Consider the following 18,594-nt stretch of genomic DNA (forward strand, 5'->3'; position numbering starts at 1 on the left):
CAGGCGGTGTGGGTACCATGGACCTCATCGCCGACTTGCATGTGCACTCCAAGTATTCCCGTGCCACGGCCCGCAATCTCGACTTGGAAAACATCCACATCGCCGCCCAGATAAAAGGGATCGATGTGGTGGCCACGGGGGATTTCACCCATCCGGCCTGGTGGGCCGAAATCAACCAGAAACTGGTGCCGGCCGAGGAGGGACTTTTTGCCTTGGCGCCGGCGATCGCCCGCGCCTGCGAAGAGCGGGTACCGCCCGCCTGCCGACGCCCGGTGCGTTTCATGCTGGTGACCGAGATCAGCAATATCTACAAAAAAGCCGATCGCACCCACAAGAACCACAACCTGGTGTTCATGCCCGATCGACAATCGGCCGAACGGCTCAACCGACGCCTGGACGCCGTGGGCAACATCAGCGCCGACGGGCGCCCCATTCTGGGCCTGGATGCACGCCATCTGCTTGAAATGGTACTGGAAACCGATCAGCGGGGGTTCCTTGTGCCGGCCCACATCTGGACCCCCTGGTTCTCCTTGCTGGGCTCCAAATCGGGATTCGACGCCGTCGCCGACTGCTTCGCGGATTTGACACCCCACATCTTCGCCCTGGAGACCGGCCTCTCCTCCGACCCGCCCATGAACCGACGGGTTTCCAACCTGGATCGGTTCACGCTGATTTCCAACTCCGATGCCCACTCGCCGGCCAAATTGGGCCGCGAGGCCAATCGCTTCGCAACGGACCTGAGTTTCGGCGGCCTGCGCGCCGCCATGGATAAAACAGATCCCGCAGGGTTCAAAGGCACCATTGAGTTTTATCCCCAGGAAGGCAAATATCACGCCGATGGTCATCGCAACTGCCGCTTCCGCTGTCTGCCCGCCGAAACCCGTGCCTTGAACAACACCTGCCCGGTGTGCGGCGGCCCATTGGTCGTGGGGGTGCTCAACCGGATCGAACAATTGGCCGATCGTCCCGAAGGCGCCGCAACGGCAGCGGACCAATCCTTTCGCAGCTTGATACCGCTGCAGGAGGTGTTGGCCGAGGTGTTGCGTTGCGGGCCCGGCACCAAAACCGTCGGCAACGCCTATTGGAAGTTGATCGGGCGATACGGTGCCGAATTGGCGATTCTCGAAACCATCGACATGGCGCGGTTGGCAAGCAGCGGCGTGCCCCTGTTGGCCGAAGCCATCGAACGCATGCGCTCGGGGCGGGTCCATTTCGATCCCGGTTTCGACGGGGCCTACGGCGCGGTTCGGATATTTGAAGCCGCCGAATGGAAAGCCCTTTCGGGACAGCAATCCCTGTTTGCCTGCGGCGCCGACCTGCCGCCGGCTGTTGAAATACCGCCGTCGGCGAAAACCCAAACCGCGCCGACCGCGACGGCGAATCCCGTCGCGACGGCAAATTGCCGAACGGCGGCTTCGCAGCGACCGGTGCGATTGAATCGACAGCAACAAACGGCGGTGGACCATCCCCGCGGCCCGCTGTTGATCGTGGCCGGTCCGGGCACCGGCAAGACCCGCACCATAACCTGTCGTATGGCGGCCCTGTCCGTTAACGGCGGCCTGTCGGCCGATCAGATCCTGGCGGTCACCTTCACCCAAAAGGCGGCCCGCGAAATGGCGTCCCGCCTTGCGGCCATGCTGTCGGCGGATAAACCCCAGCCCACCGTGGGTACCTTTCACGCCCTTTGCCGGCAATGGCTTCAACAGCGGTCGCCGGCAAAACCGGTGGCCATCGTCGACGATGCCGGCCGCCAAGAAGTGATGGCGGATGCACGCCGTCTGGCAGCGGCCGAAGGCCCCCCGGTGACCCTTTCGCTGCAACGCTCCTTGGCGCTGGCGGCCCGCGCGAAACAAAAACTGCTCGGCCCGGAAGATGATCTGCACGTTCTGGTGGCCGCCGATGACAAGTGTGCCGAATTCAGGCGGATCTACCGTTATTACGAGCGTCTGCTCAAAGATCAGCAGCGGATCGATTTCGAGGGCCTTGTTCAACGCACCGTGGCGGCCCTGCGCCGGGATCCGGAGTGGTGCACGGCGCTGCAACGGCGCTTCACCCATATTTTCGTGGATGAGTTCCAGGATCTCAACGAAGGCCAATATGCCCTGATACGGCTTTTGGCCCCCGACCAGGGGGATGTTTGCGTCATCGGTGATCCGGACCAGGCCATCTATGGCTTTCGCGGTGCCGACGCGGGCTTGTTCGATCGATTCATGGCGGATTATCCAACGGCCCGTCGCATCGACCTGGCCTGGAACTACCGCTGTCCACAATCGATCTTGGATGCGGCGCAGCAGGTGATCGCGGCCCGGTCCCAAGAAGGGTCGGCTCGCCGTCGGCCGCCGATGAAGGCGGCAGTCGACGGCGGGCCGGTCATTGATTTTTTGGAGGCCGCCTCGCCGCGGGGCGAGGCGGTGGCCGTCGGCCGAGCCATCGAGCTGATGGTGGGGGGCACCGGGTTTCAGGCCATCGATTTCGGCGCCGTCAGTGGCTTTGACGGCAACGGCCACCATCGGAGCTTTGCCGACATCGCCGTTCTGATGCGCACCGCGCAACAGGTGCGTCTGATGACCGAGGTGTTGACCGCTGCCGGGATACCGTGCCAGACGGTCAACAAGGAAAACCTGTTGCAGCGGCCGGCGGTGGTCGAAATGATGGCATTGTTGCGGTTGATGGCCGATCAAGGCACCTATGGTGATTTGGACCATCTGACCGACCTGGTGGCGCCGGCTGTCGGCGTCAAAACCCTGGCCGCTTTCAAAGTGTGGGCCCAAGGGCACCGCATGGCGCTTGCCCAAGCGCTGCAAGCCGCCACCCGTTTACCGATTCCGACACTGAGCCGGGCGCGTCAACACCGCCTCGTGGCCCTGGTGCGTTTTATCAAAGCCCTGGCCGATGTCGTGCAAGGGCGGTCGGTGGCCGCGGCGATCCGTCATGTGGTGGCGCACACCCACTTGGTGCATCGCATCGACCCGGCGGATCTGCAAACCGTGCTGGCCCTGGTGGCGGATGCCGGACCGGACCTGCAGGGGCTTTGCTCCGCCCTGACGACTTGGAGCGATACCGATCTTTACCACCCCGAGGCCGAGAAGGTGGCCGTCATGACCCTGCATGCCGCCAAGGGCCTCGAATTTCCCGTCGTGTTCATCGCCGGTTGCGAGGAGGGGCTCTTGCCCTATCGCCATCCCCATGGCCAGTTCCAGCCGGTCGATGGGGCGGAGGAGCGGCGCCTGTTTTATGTGGCCATGACCCGGGCCCAAGAACGGCTCTGCTTGAGCCGGGCGTTGCACCGCAACCGCGGTGGCCGCAACCGCGCCACCCGACCAACCCCTTTCCTGGAGGATATTCCGTCCCGATTGCTGCACGGCTGCCGGGTGCCGGTCAAGCGGCCGCCTCAGCGTCAATTGACGCTGTTCTGAGGCGTGCAAATGTGGTATGCTGATTTGTTGATAATCGGAATAGCGGAATTGATTAACCGGATCCATTCCCGCAAAGAGGAGGCCGGGGTGCCATGACCAAAGTGAAGCTTGTGATCGCGCTGGTGGTTGTTGTTTTGATGACCATTGTGATTTATCAGAATCTGGAGCCCATGGAGGCCCGGTTGCTCTTCACCACCATTGCCATGCCCCGTGCCGCTTTGTTGGGTATCACCTTGCTGATCGGCATTGCCGCAGGGGTGGCGCTGACGCTGGTCATCTCTGCGCGACGGCGGCGCAGCGAACCCACCGAACCCACCGAACCGGAAGAAACCACCCAATCATGAGTGACCGCGTCATCGCCCTGGATGTCAAAGCGCGCGGCGTGGCCGCGGCGCGGCGCTATCTCATTGACATGGAACGCTTGTTGCGCGACGGCGAACGGGCCATCGAACGGCTGACCCAGGCCCTCGATGCCGCTGACGAAGAGCTGAAGTTGCGGATTGTGTTGATGCTGGGGGCCACCGCCGATCCGCAGGCCATTGCGCCGCTGTATGCCTTGATGCACGACGACGGTCAGAGCGATTCGCTGCGCCACGCCGCCGCGGTACAGTTGAGTCTGTTGGGCGAACAATGCCGCGGCGAGAAAAACTGGGTCGCACGGTTGTTGGCGGATCTTGCGCATGAGGATCCTTTTATGCGGGCCACGGCGGCTTTCGCTTTGGGGTGGGAAGGCAACCGACAGGCGGTGGCGCCTCTGGTGTCGCTGCTCGCGGATCCGGACATGGAGGTGCAACAAGCCGCCGTCAGTGCGCTGACCAACATTCGCAACGATGACTTGTTCGATGTGTTGATCGAACGGTTGATCAGCGGGTCCAAAGAGCAGCAGCGCTGCATCCTCTATCATTTGAGCTGCTTCGCCGCCCGCCGGGAGGAGGTGGTGGCCATTTGCGCCCGTTATCTGGATCATCCCGATGCCGATTTGCGCTATGACGCCCTTGTGGTGCTGGATGCCGTCAACCCCACCGATAAACCCCTGGCGTTGTACCTGCAATCGCTCACCGATCCCGATCCCCGCATTCGCGAAGTGGCTCTCGTTTACCTGGCCGGCGAGGAGAAGGGGCGGCTTGCGCGTTTGACGATAGAAGTGCGCGGCTTGATGGCGGATCCGGTGCCATCCATCCGGCAAGCCGCCACCCGTTTGCTGCACCACATTCAGAACGGTCCGGTGCTGATGACGCCTTAGTCGTTCGTAAACACGAATAGAGACGCCCCGCAAAAGCCTTCTTTTTCCGTCTTCGGCCGTCTGCGCCGGGGGAGGCAAGCATGCTCAAACCGGATTTGCCGCTGATAATGGATGCGGAGGGCGACGGTCCGCCGGCCGGCCTTCCCCCTGTGGTGGACGCCCATGTGCACATCTTTCCGCGCACCCTGTTTGCCGCCATCCACCAATGGTTCGATGCCCACGCCTGGCCCATTCGCTATCGCATGAACACCGATGCTGTGCTGGACTTCCTTTTTGACCGGGGCGTGGCCCACCTTGTGGCCCTGCAATATGCGCACAAACCCGGTATCGCCGTTTCGCTCAACCAGTACATGGCCGCCAAGTGCGCCCGCTTTGGCAAGCGCGTCATCGGCATGGCCACCATTTATCCGGGTGAGCGGAACGCACGGGCCATTCTGGAGGCGGCTTTCGATGCTGGATTGGCAGGGGTCAAACTGCATGCCCATGTGCAATGTTTCGATATGAACGATGCGCAGATGGCGCCTGTTTATGAAGTGTGCGCCGAGCGCGCCAAACCGATCATCATGCACGTGGGGCGTGAACCCAACAGCCCGCAGTATGCTTGTGATCCCCACCTGATCTGTCGGGCGGACAAACTGGAACGGGTCGTTCGCGAGCATCCCCGGTTGCGGGTTTGCGTTCCGCACTTGGGGATGGACGAGTTGACGGCCTACCGGCACTTGATCGAAAAGTACGACAACCTTTGGCTGGACACCACCATGGCGTTGTCCGAATACCTACCTTTGCAGGAGGGCATCGATTTGGCATCCTATCGTTGGCAACGGGTGATGTACGGTTCCGATTTTCCCAACATTCCTTATGCCTGGGACCGCGAACTCAAACATCTGGCCCGCATGAACCTTTCCGCCCAAGCGCTGGAATGGGTCCTCCATAGAAGCGCCGCTGATTTTTTCCAAACGGCTTTTCAGCCCAACTTGCCCAGTTCGTAGGCGGTGCGATAGGCCACATAGTAGATATAGACGTTGCTCACATATTGCACCGTCTCGCTGCCGATGCTTTGGCGCGCCACATGTTCCACGTTCAGAAACCAGCGGTTGGGGTCCAGGCCCTGTTCCGCCGCGCGCCGGCGCAGCCGGTTGATGCGCGCCGGCCCGGCGTTGTAGGCAGCGATGGCAAAGTCGGTGCGATGTTCGAGGGCGAGGTCGGGATCGTCGAAATAGGTGTCCCGCAGGTAGGCCAGATATTTTACGCCGGCATGGATGTTGTTTTCCAGGTCATGGATATCGGGAATGTCGATGGCCGGTCCGGCCGCCGTGCGCGGCAACACCTGCATGATGCCCACCGCACCGCGATGGCTCCGTGCATTGGGGTCCAAACCCGACTCCTGATAGGCCAGGGCGGCGATCTTCAGCCAGTCGAAATCATATTGATCGGCATATTGCCGGAACAGTCGCATGAGTTGCGCAAATCGCTGCCGCGATGGTTCGGAAAGCGGATTGCGGATCCAGTGGGTGTTCTCGTAGTAACGCGCCACCAAGAGATTGAAAGCCAGGGAGCCCTGGCGGTGGGTGGCCAGAAAGGCGTTCAAGTCGGCCAGCAGTTCCGGGTTGTCGGGGCGCACGGCCCAGGCGATTTCCCCGCCCTGGTGGATGGCGATATCCCCCCACACCCGGATGTCGGGCAACACCTCGGACCAGATCCGGGCAATGTGGTCGTCGGCCACCGTCATCTCGAAGATGCCGGCATTGACCATTTGTAAAATATCCTCTTCTTCCAGGCGTGGGTCCACCGGCACGATGTGGATGGTGGGTCGCAGCCGCCGCTTGCCCGACTGGTTGAGTAGCTGTAGGTGCGGGATGTAACTGCTGCCGTCCAGTACATGGAGGGTGCGGCCGTAGAGATCTTCCAACGATTCGATGGCGGGCAAGGCGTCATGGGTCACAAGCACTTCGCTGATCTCGGTGAAGTAGGGTCGGGTGAAGGCGACCTGTTTGCGCCGTTCATCGGTGACGGTCAGTCCGGCGGCGGCGATATCGCCCCGACCCTCCCGCAGGGCCGGCAACAGCTCTGCAAAGGGCAATACCGTGAAGACCACCTTGATTTTCAGACCATCGGCAGAAGGATGCCGACGGTTGAGAAACGCTTCGTAGGCTTTGAGCAGCTCGTATTCGATGCCGCGGGGCGTGCCCCGGTCGATGAAGAAATTGGTTTGGTTGTAGCTGACCAGCGCGCGGATGAAGCGCCGCTTTTCGATGGTTTCAACCAAGTCGCCGGTCCAGCGGGCCGCGATCCGGTCCATGGCGCTGGACGTCGCCGGAGCCGGGGGATGGGTGGGGAATTGGCGCTGGCTGAGCCACAGCAGGAGCAACAAAAAGAGGATTGCGCCGCAGGCCCACAAGCCGCCCTTTTTGATGCGGCGACTAACGGGCATCGGCGCTGGCCACTCGGTTGTGACCCCCTTGTTTGGCTTCCAGCAACGCATGTTCCGCGGCCGTAACCATCAGATCGGGCGTTTCCCGGGGTGTAGGGATCCATCCGGCCACTCCCAGGCTCACGCTCAACGGAATGCGCCTGCCGCGGTGAATGAAGTTGATCTGTTCCACGGCGTTGCGCGCCCGATCCGCTACCACCAGGGCATTTTGGGGCGCGGTGGCGGGCAGCAGAATGCCGAAGGCTTCGCCACTGTAACGGGCGATCAGGTCACTGGAGCGGCCCAACTGGCGGCTCAAGGTTTTGGCCACCATCCGCAGGCATTCATCCCCGATCAGATGGCCGTGTTGATCATTGACCTGTTTGAAACTATCGATGTCGGCCAATATGATCGACAAAGGGTGTTGGGTGCGGGAGGCCCTTTGAATCTCGCTGGCCAGGATCTGGTCGAAATAGCGACGGTTGAACAGCTTGGTCATCGGGTCGGCGAAGCTCATGCGGGACAGCTCTTTGTTGGCCGCCTCCAGATTGGTCAGCGCCCGCTCCAGCTCGTTGGTGCGATCCAGCACCCGCACCTCCAGGGCCTCGTTGGCTTGACGTTGCACCTCGAGCAGCTGCTCCTGAATCATCAGTTTCTCTTCCCGCGCCTTGCTGATATTTTCCGTTAATTGCAGCACCTCGTCCTGCGCCATGCGTTGCTGCTTGCGGGTCCGGTTGATGCGCTCGGCCAGCGCCACGGAGAGCAGCACCACCTCCATCACCATGCCGACCATTTGAATGTATTGGGTGAACGGGGTGCGCGGAATGGTGCGATTGAGCATCAGCACATGCAGCAGAGTGCCCACATTGAGAAAAGTCCAGGCGATGATGAAATATTTGGCGGAGGTGTTGCCCCTGGCCCACAGATAAATACCGGTGGCCATGGCCACCAGGCTGCCGACGGCGGCCATGGGCAAGACGGATTTAATCAGCAGGTAGTGGGGAAAAAACAGAAAGGCGAGGGTGGCATAGCCCCAGTACGCCACGAAAAAGGTGTTGAAATGGTAGACCCATCCCCCCTCGCTTTTGAGAGCAAGAAATACGCGGATGAAGAGGGCGGCCGCCAAGAAACTGGCGCTAGCGAACAGCGGATAGGCAATCCCCTTTAGCCAATCGACCTGGTGCCAAAGATACTGGTTGCCCAGGCCGGTTTCCGCCAGGGCGAAAAGGATGATGAAAAAGACATAAAAAACGTAAAACAGGTAGCTGCGGTCGCGGGTGAAAAAATAGAGGGACCAATTGTAAAGGAACATGACCGCCAAGGCGCCGAAGAACAGGCCCAGCAGCAGAATCTGGAATTGCTCGTTGAGCAGAAAGGCGTTTTGCTGCCAAAGGTCCATGTAGACCATGAGTTCGCCGTTGGTTGCCACCCGCACATAGACCGTGCTCTCCTCTCCGGGGGCCAGGCTGAGGGGTTGGATGAAGTGGCGGTGCTGCACCGCCCGGGTCTCCAGTGGCAGCAATTGTCCCGTTGGGGGGTTGAAGTGCCAGGCGCCGCGGTCGTGGCGATATACGTTCACGGAAACGTAATCCAGGGTGGGCGAGCCGATCTCCAGCCACCAACTCCGCTCCCAATCGGTTTGATTGATCAGGCCGAAACGGAGCCAGACCGGGGGGTGCAGGTTGCCGAAACTGAGTCCCTTGGCACTGCTTTCCACCCATTGGTCGGCGAAGGCCGGTCCCGCCGCTTGGATGGCGCTCAGGGGCCGGGGTTCGATCAGATACTCCAGCCGACCGTCGATGGCCACATGTTGGGTGTGGGCAAACAATGGGATGGAAGGGGTTGCGGGCAGGGTCGGGTCGGCGCCCCCCGCGGCTAAGCCGTTGCCGACCATCAGCCACAAGAAGAACAAGCCAAGGGTGGTGCGATAAAGCAGACGCATGGGACCAAGCTTTCCGGCAGAACCGCGTTCTTGCCTGACGGCCGGGGCGCTTGGCGCAATGCACCTCCCTGGCCGGCATTTAAGGGCTTGTGCAAAACGGTAATACGAAGCGCTATCCCTGTCAAATCAAAAGTTTTGGAAATCAGAGGGTTGAATGCCGGTCGGGTGGCGCCGGCGACGGCCCCGGGTTGGATGCGGCGGCCTCGATGGACGCCACCGGACAGGTGTGCAAAAATGGGTACCCAACGCCGCCGGCATGCAATAAAAGCGTATCCGCAGAAGGGTTCCCGGCGGCTGCCGTAGGTGGCAACCTTTGCCTTTCGTCCTTGCGGCCGCCACATCCATCGGTGTGTGCCCAGGCGGGCGCCTTTGAGGCATCTATCTTGCATTATTTCAAAAGCTTTGGTTTAATGACCAGTAGCACCTTCGCTGGACGCGATTTCGCCCACATCTTCGCAATAAAATCGGACTGTCACGATGATCGCCGTTGACGGGTATCAGATTATTGAGCAACTCGCTCCCGATTCGCATTGCGCGCTATACGCCGCGACCGATTTGGAGCGGGATCGCCCCACCATGATATTCTGCCGTCCCGCCGATGGTTTGACCGTTTCAGATTTGGCCGTCCTTCGGGAAGGGTACGCGCGCATCAAGGCCATCCACTCCGAAAACCTGTTGCACATTTACGATTTTCGGATCGTCGCCAACGAGCAAAGGGATGATTTCGTTGTTTTCATTTGCGAAAACCAGAACCTGCAGCCCCTGACGGCGGCCCATCCCACCCCTTGGACCGACTTGGATCACTTTTTCGCCGTGGCCATCGGCTTGGCCAAGGGAACCAACCTGTTGCATCAAAACGGTATTCTGCTCAAGGAGATCAACCCCTCCACCCTGATGTTCAGGACCGACTCCCACCAGCTGGTGATCAACGTACCGCTGGTTCTCTTGTCGCGCAGCAATCCCATTGCACAACGCGATGTGCGCGGACTTTACGACAAGCAATTTCTGGAACAGGTGTTGCCCTACATATCCCCGGAGCAAACCGGTCGCGTGAGCCGGCCGGTGGATCACCGATCCGACTTTTACGCCTTCGGGGTCCTGTTCTATGAGTGGCTTACCGGTCGCACCCCTTTTGCTTCCAGCGATCCGCTGGAGTTGATCCATGCCCATCTGGCCCGGCCGCCCCTTACGCCCACCAAGATTCGCACCGACATTCCTGAGATGTTGGCCCGATTAACCCTCAAGTTGCTGGCCAAAATGCCGGAGGAGCGTTATCAAAGCGCTTTCGGGTTGTTGTCGGACCTCGAGCGATGCCGGGATCAATCTGTCGCCATGGGCACCATTTCCTCTTTTGCTTTGGGCAATCGGGATGCACCGGAAAAATTGAATTTATCCACGCGGCTTTTCGGCCGCGAGGCACCCCTGGCCAAACTGCTGACCATCTACGAGAAGGTTAAGGGCGGCGCTTTCGAAATTTTGGATGTTGTCGGGGCCGCCGGCATCGGCAAAACGCGATTGGTGGAGGAGTTGCGTTATCCGGTCAATGCCGATGGCGGGTTGTTCGGCGCCGGCAAATACACGCCGTTTCATCAGAATATCCCTTACAGCGGCATCATTAACGCCTTTCGGGAAATTCTGCAAAAAATTCTGCAGAGCAGCGACGAGGCCATCGCCGCATGGCGCAAGGATATCCGCGCCGCCCTCGGACCCCATGCGGCCTTGATCACCGGCTTTTTGCCGGAGTTGGACCATATTATAGGCCCCACGACCGCCGTCGACCCGATGCAACCCGACGTCAAGGAAAGGTTGTTTGCGCGCATCTGTGTCGCCTTCCTGCGGGTGTTCGCCAACAAAGACCATCCGCTGGTGATCTTTCTGGACGATTTGCAGTGGATCGATTCGGCCAGCCTGGCATTGATCCAACAGGTGCTTTCCGGGCCGCCCATTCCCTATTGCCTGGTCATCGGCGCCTACCGGGACGGGGACTTAACCCCAGACCACCCATTGTACCAAAGCGATCAATTGATGCGATCCAAGGGCATTCCCATGGGAATGATGAGCCTTGGACCCATCGGCCAGGACAATGTGCGCCAGATGATTCTGGACACCCTCTCCAAGAACGTGGCCGACATCGAGGCGTTGACCCGCTTGGTGCATGCCAAAACCCACGGCAATCCTTTTTTTGTGGGCCAGTTCATCCAATCGCTCCACTTGCGCGACCTGCTGTTCTTCGATTACCAGACCGGGGTTTGGCGCTGGCACGAAAGCGGTATCAAATCCCAAGCCTATACGGACAACGTTATCGAGCTGATGAGCAGCGAGATACGCAAGCTGACCTCGGAGGCCAGGGAGGTGCTGAAAATGGCCGCCTGTGTGGGCAACCGCTTCGATTTTCCAATCCTGGCCGCTGTGTCGCGGGTACCTGCGCAGCGCATCGCCCAAGGATTGTTGCAAGCGGTGGAGGCCGGCTTCGTGATTCCCAAGGCGGATGGCCTTGCGTTGCTCAATGACGTGGCAACGGGCAAACAGCCGGCGGCCAACGGCGTCCCGGTCGGTCAAGACGCGTTGCTGCAAGACGGTGCTTTTGCCTTTATGCATGATCGGGTGCATCAGGCGGTTTACGATTTGGTGCCCGAGCACAACCGCAAAACCCTGCATTATAAAATCGGCCGGCTATTGCTTCAGCGGGTGGATCAGAAGGGGTTGTGGGAGAACATCTTCACCATCGTCAATCACCTGAGCCACGGGGTGACCTTTCTGGCCATGGCAGAGGAACGTTCCGGCCACGCCCACCTTTACCTGTGGGCCGGATGCAAGGCCAAGGAGGGCACCGCTTATCAATTGGCCGTTAAATATTTCAACATCGGGATTGCCCTGCTTGCCAATGATTGTTGGGACGATCACTACGATCTGGCCTTTGCACTTTATCGCGAAAAGATGGAGTGCGCCTTTCTCAATCGCGATCACGACGCAGCCGAGCATCTTTTCCAGTTCATCTTTTCCCGCGCCCGTTCGGAGATGGACAAGGCCACCCTGCTCTATTTTAAAATGGTGATGCATGCCGGGTTGGGGCAACACGAAGATGCGGTGCGTATCGGTATGGATGGTTTGGCCATCCTTGGCTTGCACCTTCGCCAGGGCCGCAAAAAATACAACGAACTGTTGGAACTGATTCGTTTGCGACTCAAGCACGCCAAGGTGCGCGCGGCCATTCTGGCCCGACGACCGCCGGTCGAGGATGCGCGCCAGCAACTGATTCTGAAAATGCTCTTGGATCTGGCCTTTTCCGTGTACATGTGCAACCCCCACCGGATGCTGGCCATCGCCGCCAAGATCGTGGAGTTGACATTTCGTCATGGTCCTTCGCCGGCGGCGGGCGTTGGTTTCATCATTGTCAGCGCGGCCCTTTGCGCCGGTTTGGGCGACTATCGCCGGGGGGTCGCACTGGGCACCCTGGCCCTGGAGCACAGTGATCGGAACGGCAAGGGCCCCGCCACCAAAATGCTGTTTTATTATGCCGTGGCGGTGAGTCACTGGCAACGCCATCTGCAGGTGGGCATCGACTTGTGCCGGCAGGGACTGCACGAAGCCATCGAAAACGGCGACCTCAATTTCGCCGGGTATCACATCCAGTGCATCCTGATCTTTTTGTTCGCCAGCGGCGCGCCCCTGGACAAGGTGGAGGCCGAGTGCGCCAAACACGCCGATTTCATTGTTAGTTCCAAGGATGGCAGTGCGTACAACTATGTTTGTTCGCTGCGACAAACCATCAAGTGCCTGCAGGGGCAGACCTCCGGTCCGAACAGTCTGGATGATCGCGATTTTCGTGAAGCCGTTCATATTCAGCGCATGATCAACCAGAACGTGCAAAGCGTTTTGTTGCGCCACTATCTGTTGAAGATGCAACTACTCTATATGATGGGGGATATTCGGGGGGCAGCGGAAGTGGCCCACTTTTGTGCCCGCCGCATCGATTACCACATCGGCACCATCATCGTTCCCGAGTTCTATTTTTACCAGGCCATGACGCTGCTGGCCGGCCTGCCGCAGCAGCCGCCCGGTCGACGGGTGGGGATCAAGAACCGACTGCGACTGAGCCTGCTCGGCTTCCACCGAATGGCCCGTCACTGTCCGGAGAACTTCGAGCACAAGCTGCTTTTGATCAAAGGCGAACTGGCGCGGGTGCAGGGCCGGTTCGAAAAGGCGTTGACCCGATTCCAGAATGCCATCACTTCGGCGCGCAAGCACGGTTTCCTGCACATGGAAGCCCTGGCAGCCGAATTGGCGGCCCGCATGGCATTTCAGCGGGGACTCTTCACCGTGGCACGTGCCTACATGCAGGAAGCCCACACCGGTTACCGGAAGTTCGGCGCCACGGCCAAGTGCGATATGCTGCGGCGCACCTATCCGCAGCTTTTGGCCCGAACCCTGTCCATGAACGATCCGTCGCCGGTGTTGCCCATCGATTATGCCACAGTGGCCAATGCCTTGCAGACAGTATCCACCGAAATCGTTCTGGATCGGCTGCTGGAAAAACTGATGAAAATCGTCATCGAAAACGCGGGCGCCCAGCGGGTACTGTTCGTACTGCCCAAGGAGGAGGGGTTTGAGATCAAAGCCCGCAGCAGCATCGGCGGCACTATCCGGATCACCAGCCAATCGCCGGTGGCCGTCGTCCTGGAGGATGAGCTGTTGCTGCCGGCGGTTCGTTTTGTACAACACACCCATGAACCGTTGGTGGTGGAGGATCTTCAGCTGAATCCGGAATTTCGCACCGATTCCTATGTGATCCGCAATAAGCCCAAGTCCCTGCTTTGTCTGCCGGTACTGCGGCAGTCCGATCTGGTGGCGATTTTATACATGGAAAACAACATCACCTCAGCTGCCTTCACCCCTGATCGGGTGGAAACCGTGCAGTTGATCGCCTCACAGGCGGCCATCTCCATTGAAAATGCCCGGCTTTACGAAGAGGTCAGCATGAAGGAGCGGGACCTCAAAGCATTGTCCGAAAACCTGCGCTCCCTCTCTTCCGAGTTGTTGTTGACCGAGGAGCGCGAACGCCGGCGCATCGCCGTGGAGTTGCATGATCGCATCGGCCACGCCTTGGCCAATGTTAAAATGCAGATCAGTATTCTGCAGGAAACCGACGCGGCCGAGGAGCGGGCCCAAATGCTCACCAATGTGGGAGAACTGATCGACCAGTCCATTCAAGACACCCAGTCCTTGACTTTCGAGTTGAGTCCGCCGGTGTTGTATGATCTGGGCTTGGAAGCCGCCATCGAGTGGTTGGTGGAACAGATGCAGGAGCAGTATCGGCTGCCGGTGACCCTGTTGGACGATCAAAAATCCAAACCCTTGGATGAAAGCATTCGGGTGTTGGCCTTTCAGGCCACCCGTGAACTGCTGTTCAATGTGGTCAAGCACGCGCACGCCCACCAGGCCTGGATTCGTTTGCAGCGCGAAGAACGCAACCTGCGGATCGAGATCGCCGACGACGGCATCGGCATCCAGCGATCCACGCAGGACAAACAGGACGTGCAAAAGGGGGGCTTCGGCCTGTTCTCCATTCGGGAGCGGCTCAAGCATTTCGGGGGTCGATTGGAAATGGACGCGTCGGCGGGCAAAGGAACGCGCATCGCCTTGATCGTGCCGATGCGTCCCATCGAGGAGGAGGAGATCTGATGTGTATTCGTATTTTGTTGGTGGATGATCACAGCATCATCCGTCAGGGGCTTCGGGTATTGCTGGAGAAAAAACCCAAATTCGAAGTGGTCGGCGAAGCGGAAAACGGGCGGGTGGCCTTGTCCATGGCACGCAAGTTGGAGCCCGATGTGATCGTCATGGACATCAACATGCCCGATCTCAACGGGGTGGATGCCGCTCGCCAGATTTTGGCCGAGCGTCCGGAATCGAGAATCATCGCCCTGTCCATGTATTCCGACCGCAGCTATGTCAAAGGCATGCTCAAGGCGGGTGTTGCCGGCTATTTGTTGAAGAATTGCGCTTTCGATGAGCTGACCAAAGCCATTCTGGCCGTGGCGGGGAACCAGACCTATTTGAGCCCCAAGGTGTCCGACATTGTGCGCAAGGAGTTTGTCAAGTTGATGGATGCCGGCGAACTGGGCGTTGCCGAGGCGCTCACGGATAAGGAACGCGAGGTGCTCCAAATGATCGCCGAAGGCAAAAAGACCAAGGATATTGCCGAACGGCTGCACATCAGCGTCAAAACCGTGGAAGCCCGTCGCGGCAAGATCATGGAGAAATTGCGAATCAACAGCGTGGCCGGCCTGACCAAGTTCGCCATCCGCGAAGGGCTTACTTCTGTGGAAATATGATTATAAAAGGGCGTTGATGAAACATCCGCCGCCTCCCCCGCCGCCGGAGGCGCCGCTGCCGTCAACGCGGCGATCACCGTCATCGACCCAATCCGCGGCGGGTAGGAACACCTCGTTGGAGTTGCCGCTCTCATTGCCTTTCTGGTCCACGGCACGGACGACGAAGAAATAGGACTCGTATCGATCCAGGCCCGCAATGGTGCACTGGGTGTCCGTGCCTTCCCACTCCCTATACACATAATCGGGTTCGCCGGACTCCCGCGCATAGAGGCGGTAGCCGGCCAGATTGGGCTCGGTGTTGGGATCCCAGGCCAAGGTGACGCTCATGGTGGCCATGACGGCTGCGGGAAAAAGGATTGTGAGTAGGGCAAGAAGGATGATCGGGGTCTGTTTTACAATTTTTATTAAATGCATAAGTTTCGTTCGGCGATTTACGGCTGTGTCCGCGTCAATGGACGTCCGGATGGACGTTGAGCCATCTGTGAAATACAAATATTTTTGCAAAAACCATGCCGACCGTGGGGGTTTGGGGCCGGCGTTTTTTGTGGAAAATCAACCAGTAGATATTACACTGTTTTGTTTTGCGGTTCATGTTGTGAGGTGATATGCGGTCTGTTTTGCGTACCAGCGGGGACCCGGTCGTTCTTGCCGATGTGGGTGCAATTATTGTCATCGATGACGATTTTTGCGTCTTATGAATCCGCAACCCAGGAAGCAGGCGTGCCATGTCGAACCAATACGGTGTCATCACTCTGATGGGCTCGGGAGAATTGACCGCGACCATGGTCGAGGTGCACAAAACATTGCTCGATCGTCAGGGCGCGGCCGTGCGGCCGGTTTTCATCGACACGCCGGCGGGATTTCAGTTGAATGTGGACCATCTGTCCCGGCGGGCCCTGGACTATTTTCAAAACCGCGTCGGACACACCTTGGCCATCGCCTCTTTGAAGTCGGCGGACACCGGAGATGGGGCGCAAAGAGAGGCCGCCTACCGGTTGCTGCACCAAGCGAACTACATCCTCATCGGTCCCGGAAGTCCCACCTACGCCCTGCGTCAGTGGCGCCAAATGCCGGTTGCATCGCTGATCGCAGGGCGCATTCGGCAGGGCGCTTGCCTGGTGGCGGCCAGTGCCGCAGCGTTGACCGTCGGGCGTTTCACCTTGCCGGTCTACGAAATTTACAAGGTGGGACAGGCCCCTTATTGGGAAGAGGGCTTGAATCTGCTGGGCCTTTTCGGATTGGATTGCGTCGTCCTGCCCCACTGGAACAATGCCGAGGGCGGCAATCACGATACGCGTTTCTGCTTCATGGGCGCGCCGCGGCTTGCGGTGCTGGAAGCGCTGCTGCCCCCATCGACCACCTTGCTGGGGCTGGACGAGCACACCGCCCTGGTGATCGACCTGGCCGGGTCCCGTGCCGCCATCCGGGGTATCGGGCAGGTGACCGTACGCCGTGACGGGGTGGAGCGGGTGTTCCGCAAGGGGGATGCCTTGCCCTTGGCGTTGTTGCGTGGCGCGCCTTTGTCCACCGAGGCCGGGCAGCGGTCAACTCCGGCTGTGGCGGACGGACCGGCACCGCCGTTGTCGGCGGATGACGTATGGGATCCATTGAACGCCTTGGCAGAAAAAATTCAGTCGCAACTGGAGCGGAACCAGGTCGAGACCGCCACCAAGGCCCTTTTGACCCTGGAGCGGCACATTTGGGAGCAGCAGGCAATTTTACAGGAACGCAGTGCCATGGGCGCCGCCCGGGAGGTGCTGCGCGACATGCTGGCTCTTATGGGCGCCCACCTCGGCGCACGGCAACCCGCGGATCGCCGCGCATTCCTGGCGCCGCTGGTCGAGCCGCTGCTCGAATGGCGCGCCGCGTTGCGGGCGCAACACCAATGGGAAACGGCCGACGCCTTGCGGGAGTGTCTGCAGCAAGGCGGTGTGACGGTGGTCGATACCCCCGACGGGGTTGCGTGGGAGGTAGTGGGTGGGTAATCGGTGCGAAAACGGATGCCTTGGGCGGCTCACCCGTTCCCGACGGGATAGAATTTGACGCCGGCTTTGGAGTGGTCTACTATCGGCCGCCGGCGAAAAGCAATGCGGTAAGGAGATGACAACGGCGTGGATGCGGAACAACTGGCCGTCAGGGAAATATCGTTCGACACATTTGCCGACCTTCGGCAGCGGACAGAGGGCATCTGGTCATGGGGGTGCCCTTTCGTGCTACCGTTCTGGTTGGAAACGGTGCAGCGCCACTTGGGATCACCGGGCCGGCCCTGTATTCTGGCCGTCCATGACCAACAGGAACCCGTGGGAATCCTGCCCCTGGCCCTCGACGGCGACACCGCCCGGTTCTTGGGGGATCCGGATGTTTGCGACTACCAGGACTTGATCGCCGCGCCGGGCGCGGAAGCGCCCGTATTGGCGGCCATTCTGGCCCATTTGGCGCATCGGGGCGTAGGGCGTATCGACTGGTGCACTCTGCGTCCGGATGCAGCGGTGGTGGCGGCCTTGCGCCAGGTCGGACCCGACATGCTGAAGGACATGGCCTTTGAAACGGTTGACGTCACCTACGAAATCGAGCTGCCCGCGAGCTGGGACGACTACTTGCAGCAGCTCAACGGCAAACAGCGTCACGAAGTGCGGCGCAAAATTCGCCGCTTGGAGAACGAGGCCCGTTTTGCCTATCACCGGGTGCCGGCCGAAGATGACCTGGAAAGCGCCGTCGCCACCTTCATTGACCTTTTCCGCCGCAACCGGACGGACAAGGCTGCCTTTATGACCGGTAGCATGCCCGATTTCTTCAAGGCTTTGATGCAACGGCTGGATCAAGAGGGGATGCTGCGCCTGCAAATGCTCGATGTGAACGACCACCCCGTGGCCGCGGTCCTCTGTTTCGATTATCAAGGGGTGCGCTACCTTTACAACAGCGGTTACGATGCTGAACATGACCACTTGAGCGTGGGCATCCTGAGCAAAGTGTTCGGTATCCGCAGTGCCATCGCCCTGGGGTGCCGGCGCTTCGATTTTTTACGGGGTGCTGAAATTTACAAGAAACGGACCGGCGGCAAGGAAATCGGCCTTCATCGTTGCCGGGGACAACTGTGAACCGTCAGGGGCGCACGGCCGGCCGCCGACGCCCGTGCCTAGACCCGAAGACCATCGATCGACATGACAACGGTGCTCCACACAGGTAATTCTTCGCCGCTGCGGATTGCCATGCTCAGCGTCCACTCCAGCCCCCAGGGTCCATTGGGT

11 protein-coding genes are annotated in these 18,594 nt (G+C 59.8%); 8 read left to right on the forward strand and 3 right to left on the reverse strand.

The features are described from left to right. The first annotated feature begins 17 nt into the window (after nt 1-17). The 4 genes from MRX98_RS09985 (at nt 18) to MRX98_RS10000 (ending at nt 5,648) form a co-directional block, all read left to right on the forward strand. Nucleotides 18-3,416, forward strand: coding sequence for a UvrD-helicase domain-containing protein (locus MRX98_RS09985; RefSeq protein ID WP_246906999.1), 3,399 nt, complete (start codon nt 18-20; stop codon nt 3,414-3,416). A 92-nt stretch (nt 3,417-3,508) separates the two neighbouring features. Continuing rightward, nucleotides 3,509-3,760, forward strand: coding sequence for a LapA family protein (locus MRX98_RS09990; RefSeq protein WP_246906668.1), 252 nt, complete (start codon nt 3,509-3,511; stop codon nt 3,758-3,760). Continuing rightward, entirely contained in the window at nt 3,757-4,659 is a 903-nt protein-coding gene (locus MRX98_RS09995; protein WP_246906670.1) for a HEAT repeat domain-containing protein, read from the forward strand. The genes MRX98_RS09990 and MRX98_RS09995 overlap by 4 nt, the downstream gene beginning before the upstream one ends. An 80-nt stretch (nt 4,660-4,739) precedes the next feature. After that, nucleotides 4,740-5,648, forward strand: a complete 909-nt coding sequence (locus tag MRX98_RS10000; protein WP_246906678.1) for an amidohydrolase family protein — start codon at nt 4,740-4,742, stop codon at nt 5,646-5,648. On the opposite strand, the gene MRX98_RS10005 is transcribed toward MRX98_RS10000, so the two are convergent. Both MRX98_RS10005 and MRX98_RS10010 read right to left on the reverse strand, forming a co-directional pair. After that, nucleotides 5,624-7,090 (reverse strand): MltF family protein, encoded by a 1,467-nt coding sequence (locus MRX98_RS10005; RefSeq protein WP_246906680.1) that lies wholly within the window; start codon nt 7,088-7,090, stop codon nt 5,624-5,626. The genes MRX98_RS10000 and MRX98_RS10005 overlap by 25 nt on opposite strands. Beyond that, the gene (locus MRX98_RS10010) at nt 7,080-9,011 is read right to left on the reverse strand and encodes a sensor domain-containing diguanylate cyclase (protein WP_246906689.1); all 1,932 of its coding nucleotides are present in this window, start codon (nt 9,009-9,011) and stop codon (nt 7,080-7,082) included. The genes MRX98_RS10005 and MRX98_RS10010 overlap by 11 nt, the downstream gene beginning before the upstream one ends. A gap of 576 nt (nt 9,012-9,587) precedes the next feature. On the opposite strand from MRX98_RS10010, the gene MRX98_RS10015 reads away from it, so the two are divergent. Both MRX98_RS10015 and MRX98_RS10020 read left to right on the forward strand, forming a co-directional pair. Then, nucleotides 9,588-14,693, forward strand: coding sequence for an AAA family ATPase (locus tag MRX98_RS10015; RefSeq protein WP_246906691.1), 5,106 nt, complete (start codon nt 9,588-9,590; stop codon nt 14,691-14,693). Further along, entirely contained in the window at nt 14,693-15,346 is a 654-nt protein-coding gene (locus MRX98_RS10020) for a response regulator (RefSeq protein ID WP_246906693.1), read from the forward strand. Before MRX98_RS10015 ends, MRX98_RS10020 begins: the two co-directional genes overlap by 1 nt. Here MRX98_RS10020 and MRX98_RS10025 read toward each other — a convergent pair whose 3' ends face one another. Then, nucleotides 15,347-15,682 carry a fibronectin type III domain-containing protein gene (locus MRX98_RS10025; RefSeq protein WP_246906695.1) on the reverse strand — a complete coding sequence of 112 codons (336 nt, stop codon included), beginning with the start codon at nt 15,680-15,682 and terminating at the stop codon, nt 15,347-15,349. 389 nt (nt 15,683-16,071) lie between these two features. Here MRX98_RS10025 and MRX98_RS10030 point away from each other — a divergent pair, with 389 nt between their 5' ends. Further along, nucleotides 16,072-17,331, forward strand: a complete 1,260-nt coding sequence (locus MRX98_RS10030; protein WP_246906697.1) for a hypothetical protein — start codon at nt 16,072-16,074, stop codon at nt 17,329-17,331. Nucleotides 17,332-17,457: 126 nt separating this feature from the next. Then, the gene (locus MRX98_RS22165; RefSeq protein ID WP_246906699.1) at nt 17,458-18,444 is read left to right on the forward strand and encodes a GNAT family N-acetyltransferase; all 987 of its coding nucleotides are present in this window, start codon (nt 17,458-17,460) and stop codon (nt 18,442-18,444) included. The last annotated feature ends 150 nt before the right edge of the window (nt 18,445-18,594 follow it).

Origin of the sequence: Desulfatitalea alkaliphila (assembly GCF_022968795.1) — a bacterium.
Taxonomy (GTDB): domain Bacteria; phylum Desulfobacterota; class Desulfobacteria; order Desulfobacterales; family Desulfosarcinaceae; genus Desulfatitalea; species Desulfatitalea alkaliphila.

What these genes read in the sequence shown, in the direction of transcription:
- MRX98_RS10015 (WP_246906691.1), top strand. Translation starts at nt 9,588, where the DNA reads ATGATATTCTGCCGTCCCGCCGATGGTTTGACCGTTTCAGATTTGGCC.
- MRX98_RS09995 (WP_246906670.1), top strand. Translation starts at nt 3,757, where the DNA reads ATGAGTGACCGCGTCATCGCCCTGGATGTCAAAGCGCGCGGCGTGGCC.
- MRX98_RS09985 (WP_246906999.1), top strand. Translation starts at nt 18, where the DNA reads ATGGACCTCATCGCCGACTTGCATGTGCACTCCAAGTATTCCCGTGCC.
- MRX98_RS09990 (WP_246906668.1), top strand. Translation starts at nt 3,509, where the DNA reads ATGACCAAAGTGAAGCTTGTGATCGCGCTGGTGGTTGTTGTTTTGATG.
- MRX98_RS10010 (WP_246906689.1), bottom strand. Translation starts at nt 9,011, where the DNA reads ATGCGTCTGCTTTATCGCACCACCCTTGGCTTGTTCTTCTTGTGGCTG.
- MRX98_RS10020 (WP_246906693.1), top strand. Translation starts at nt 14,693, where the DNA reads ATGTGTATTCGTATTTTGTTGGTGGATGATCACAGCATCATCCGTCAG.
- MRX98_RS10025 (WP_246906695.1), bottom strand. Translation starts at nt 15,682, where the DNA reads ATGGCCACCATGAGCGTCACCTTGGCCTGGGATCCCAACACCGAGCCC.
- MRX98_RS10000 (WP_246906678.1), top strand. Translation starts at nt 4,740, where the DNA reads ATGCTCAAACCGGATTTGCCGCTGATAATGGATGCGGAGGGCGACGGT.
- MRX98_RS10005 (WP_246906680.1), bottom strand. Translation starts at nt 7,090, where the DNA reads ATGCCCGTTAGTCGCCGCATCAAAAAGGGCGGCTTGTGGGCCTGCGGC.
- MRX98_RS10030 (WP_246906697.1), top strand. Translation starts at nt 16,072, where the DNA reads ATGTCGAACCAATACGGTGTCATCACTCTGATGGGCTCGGGAGAATTG.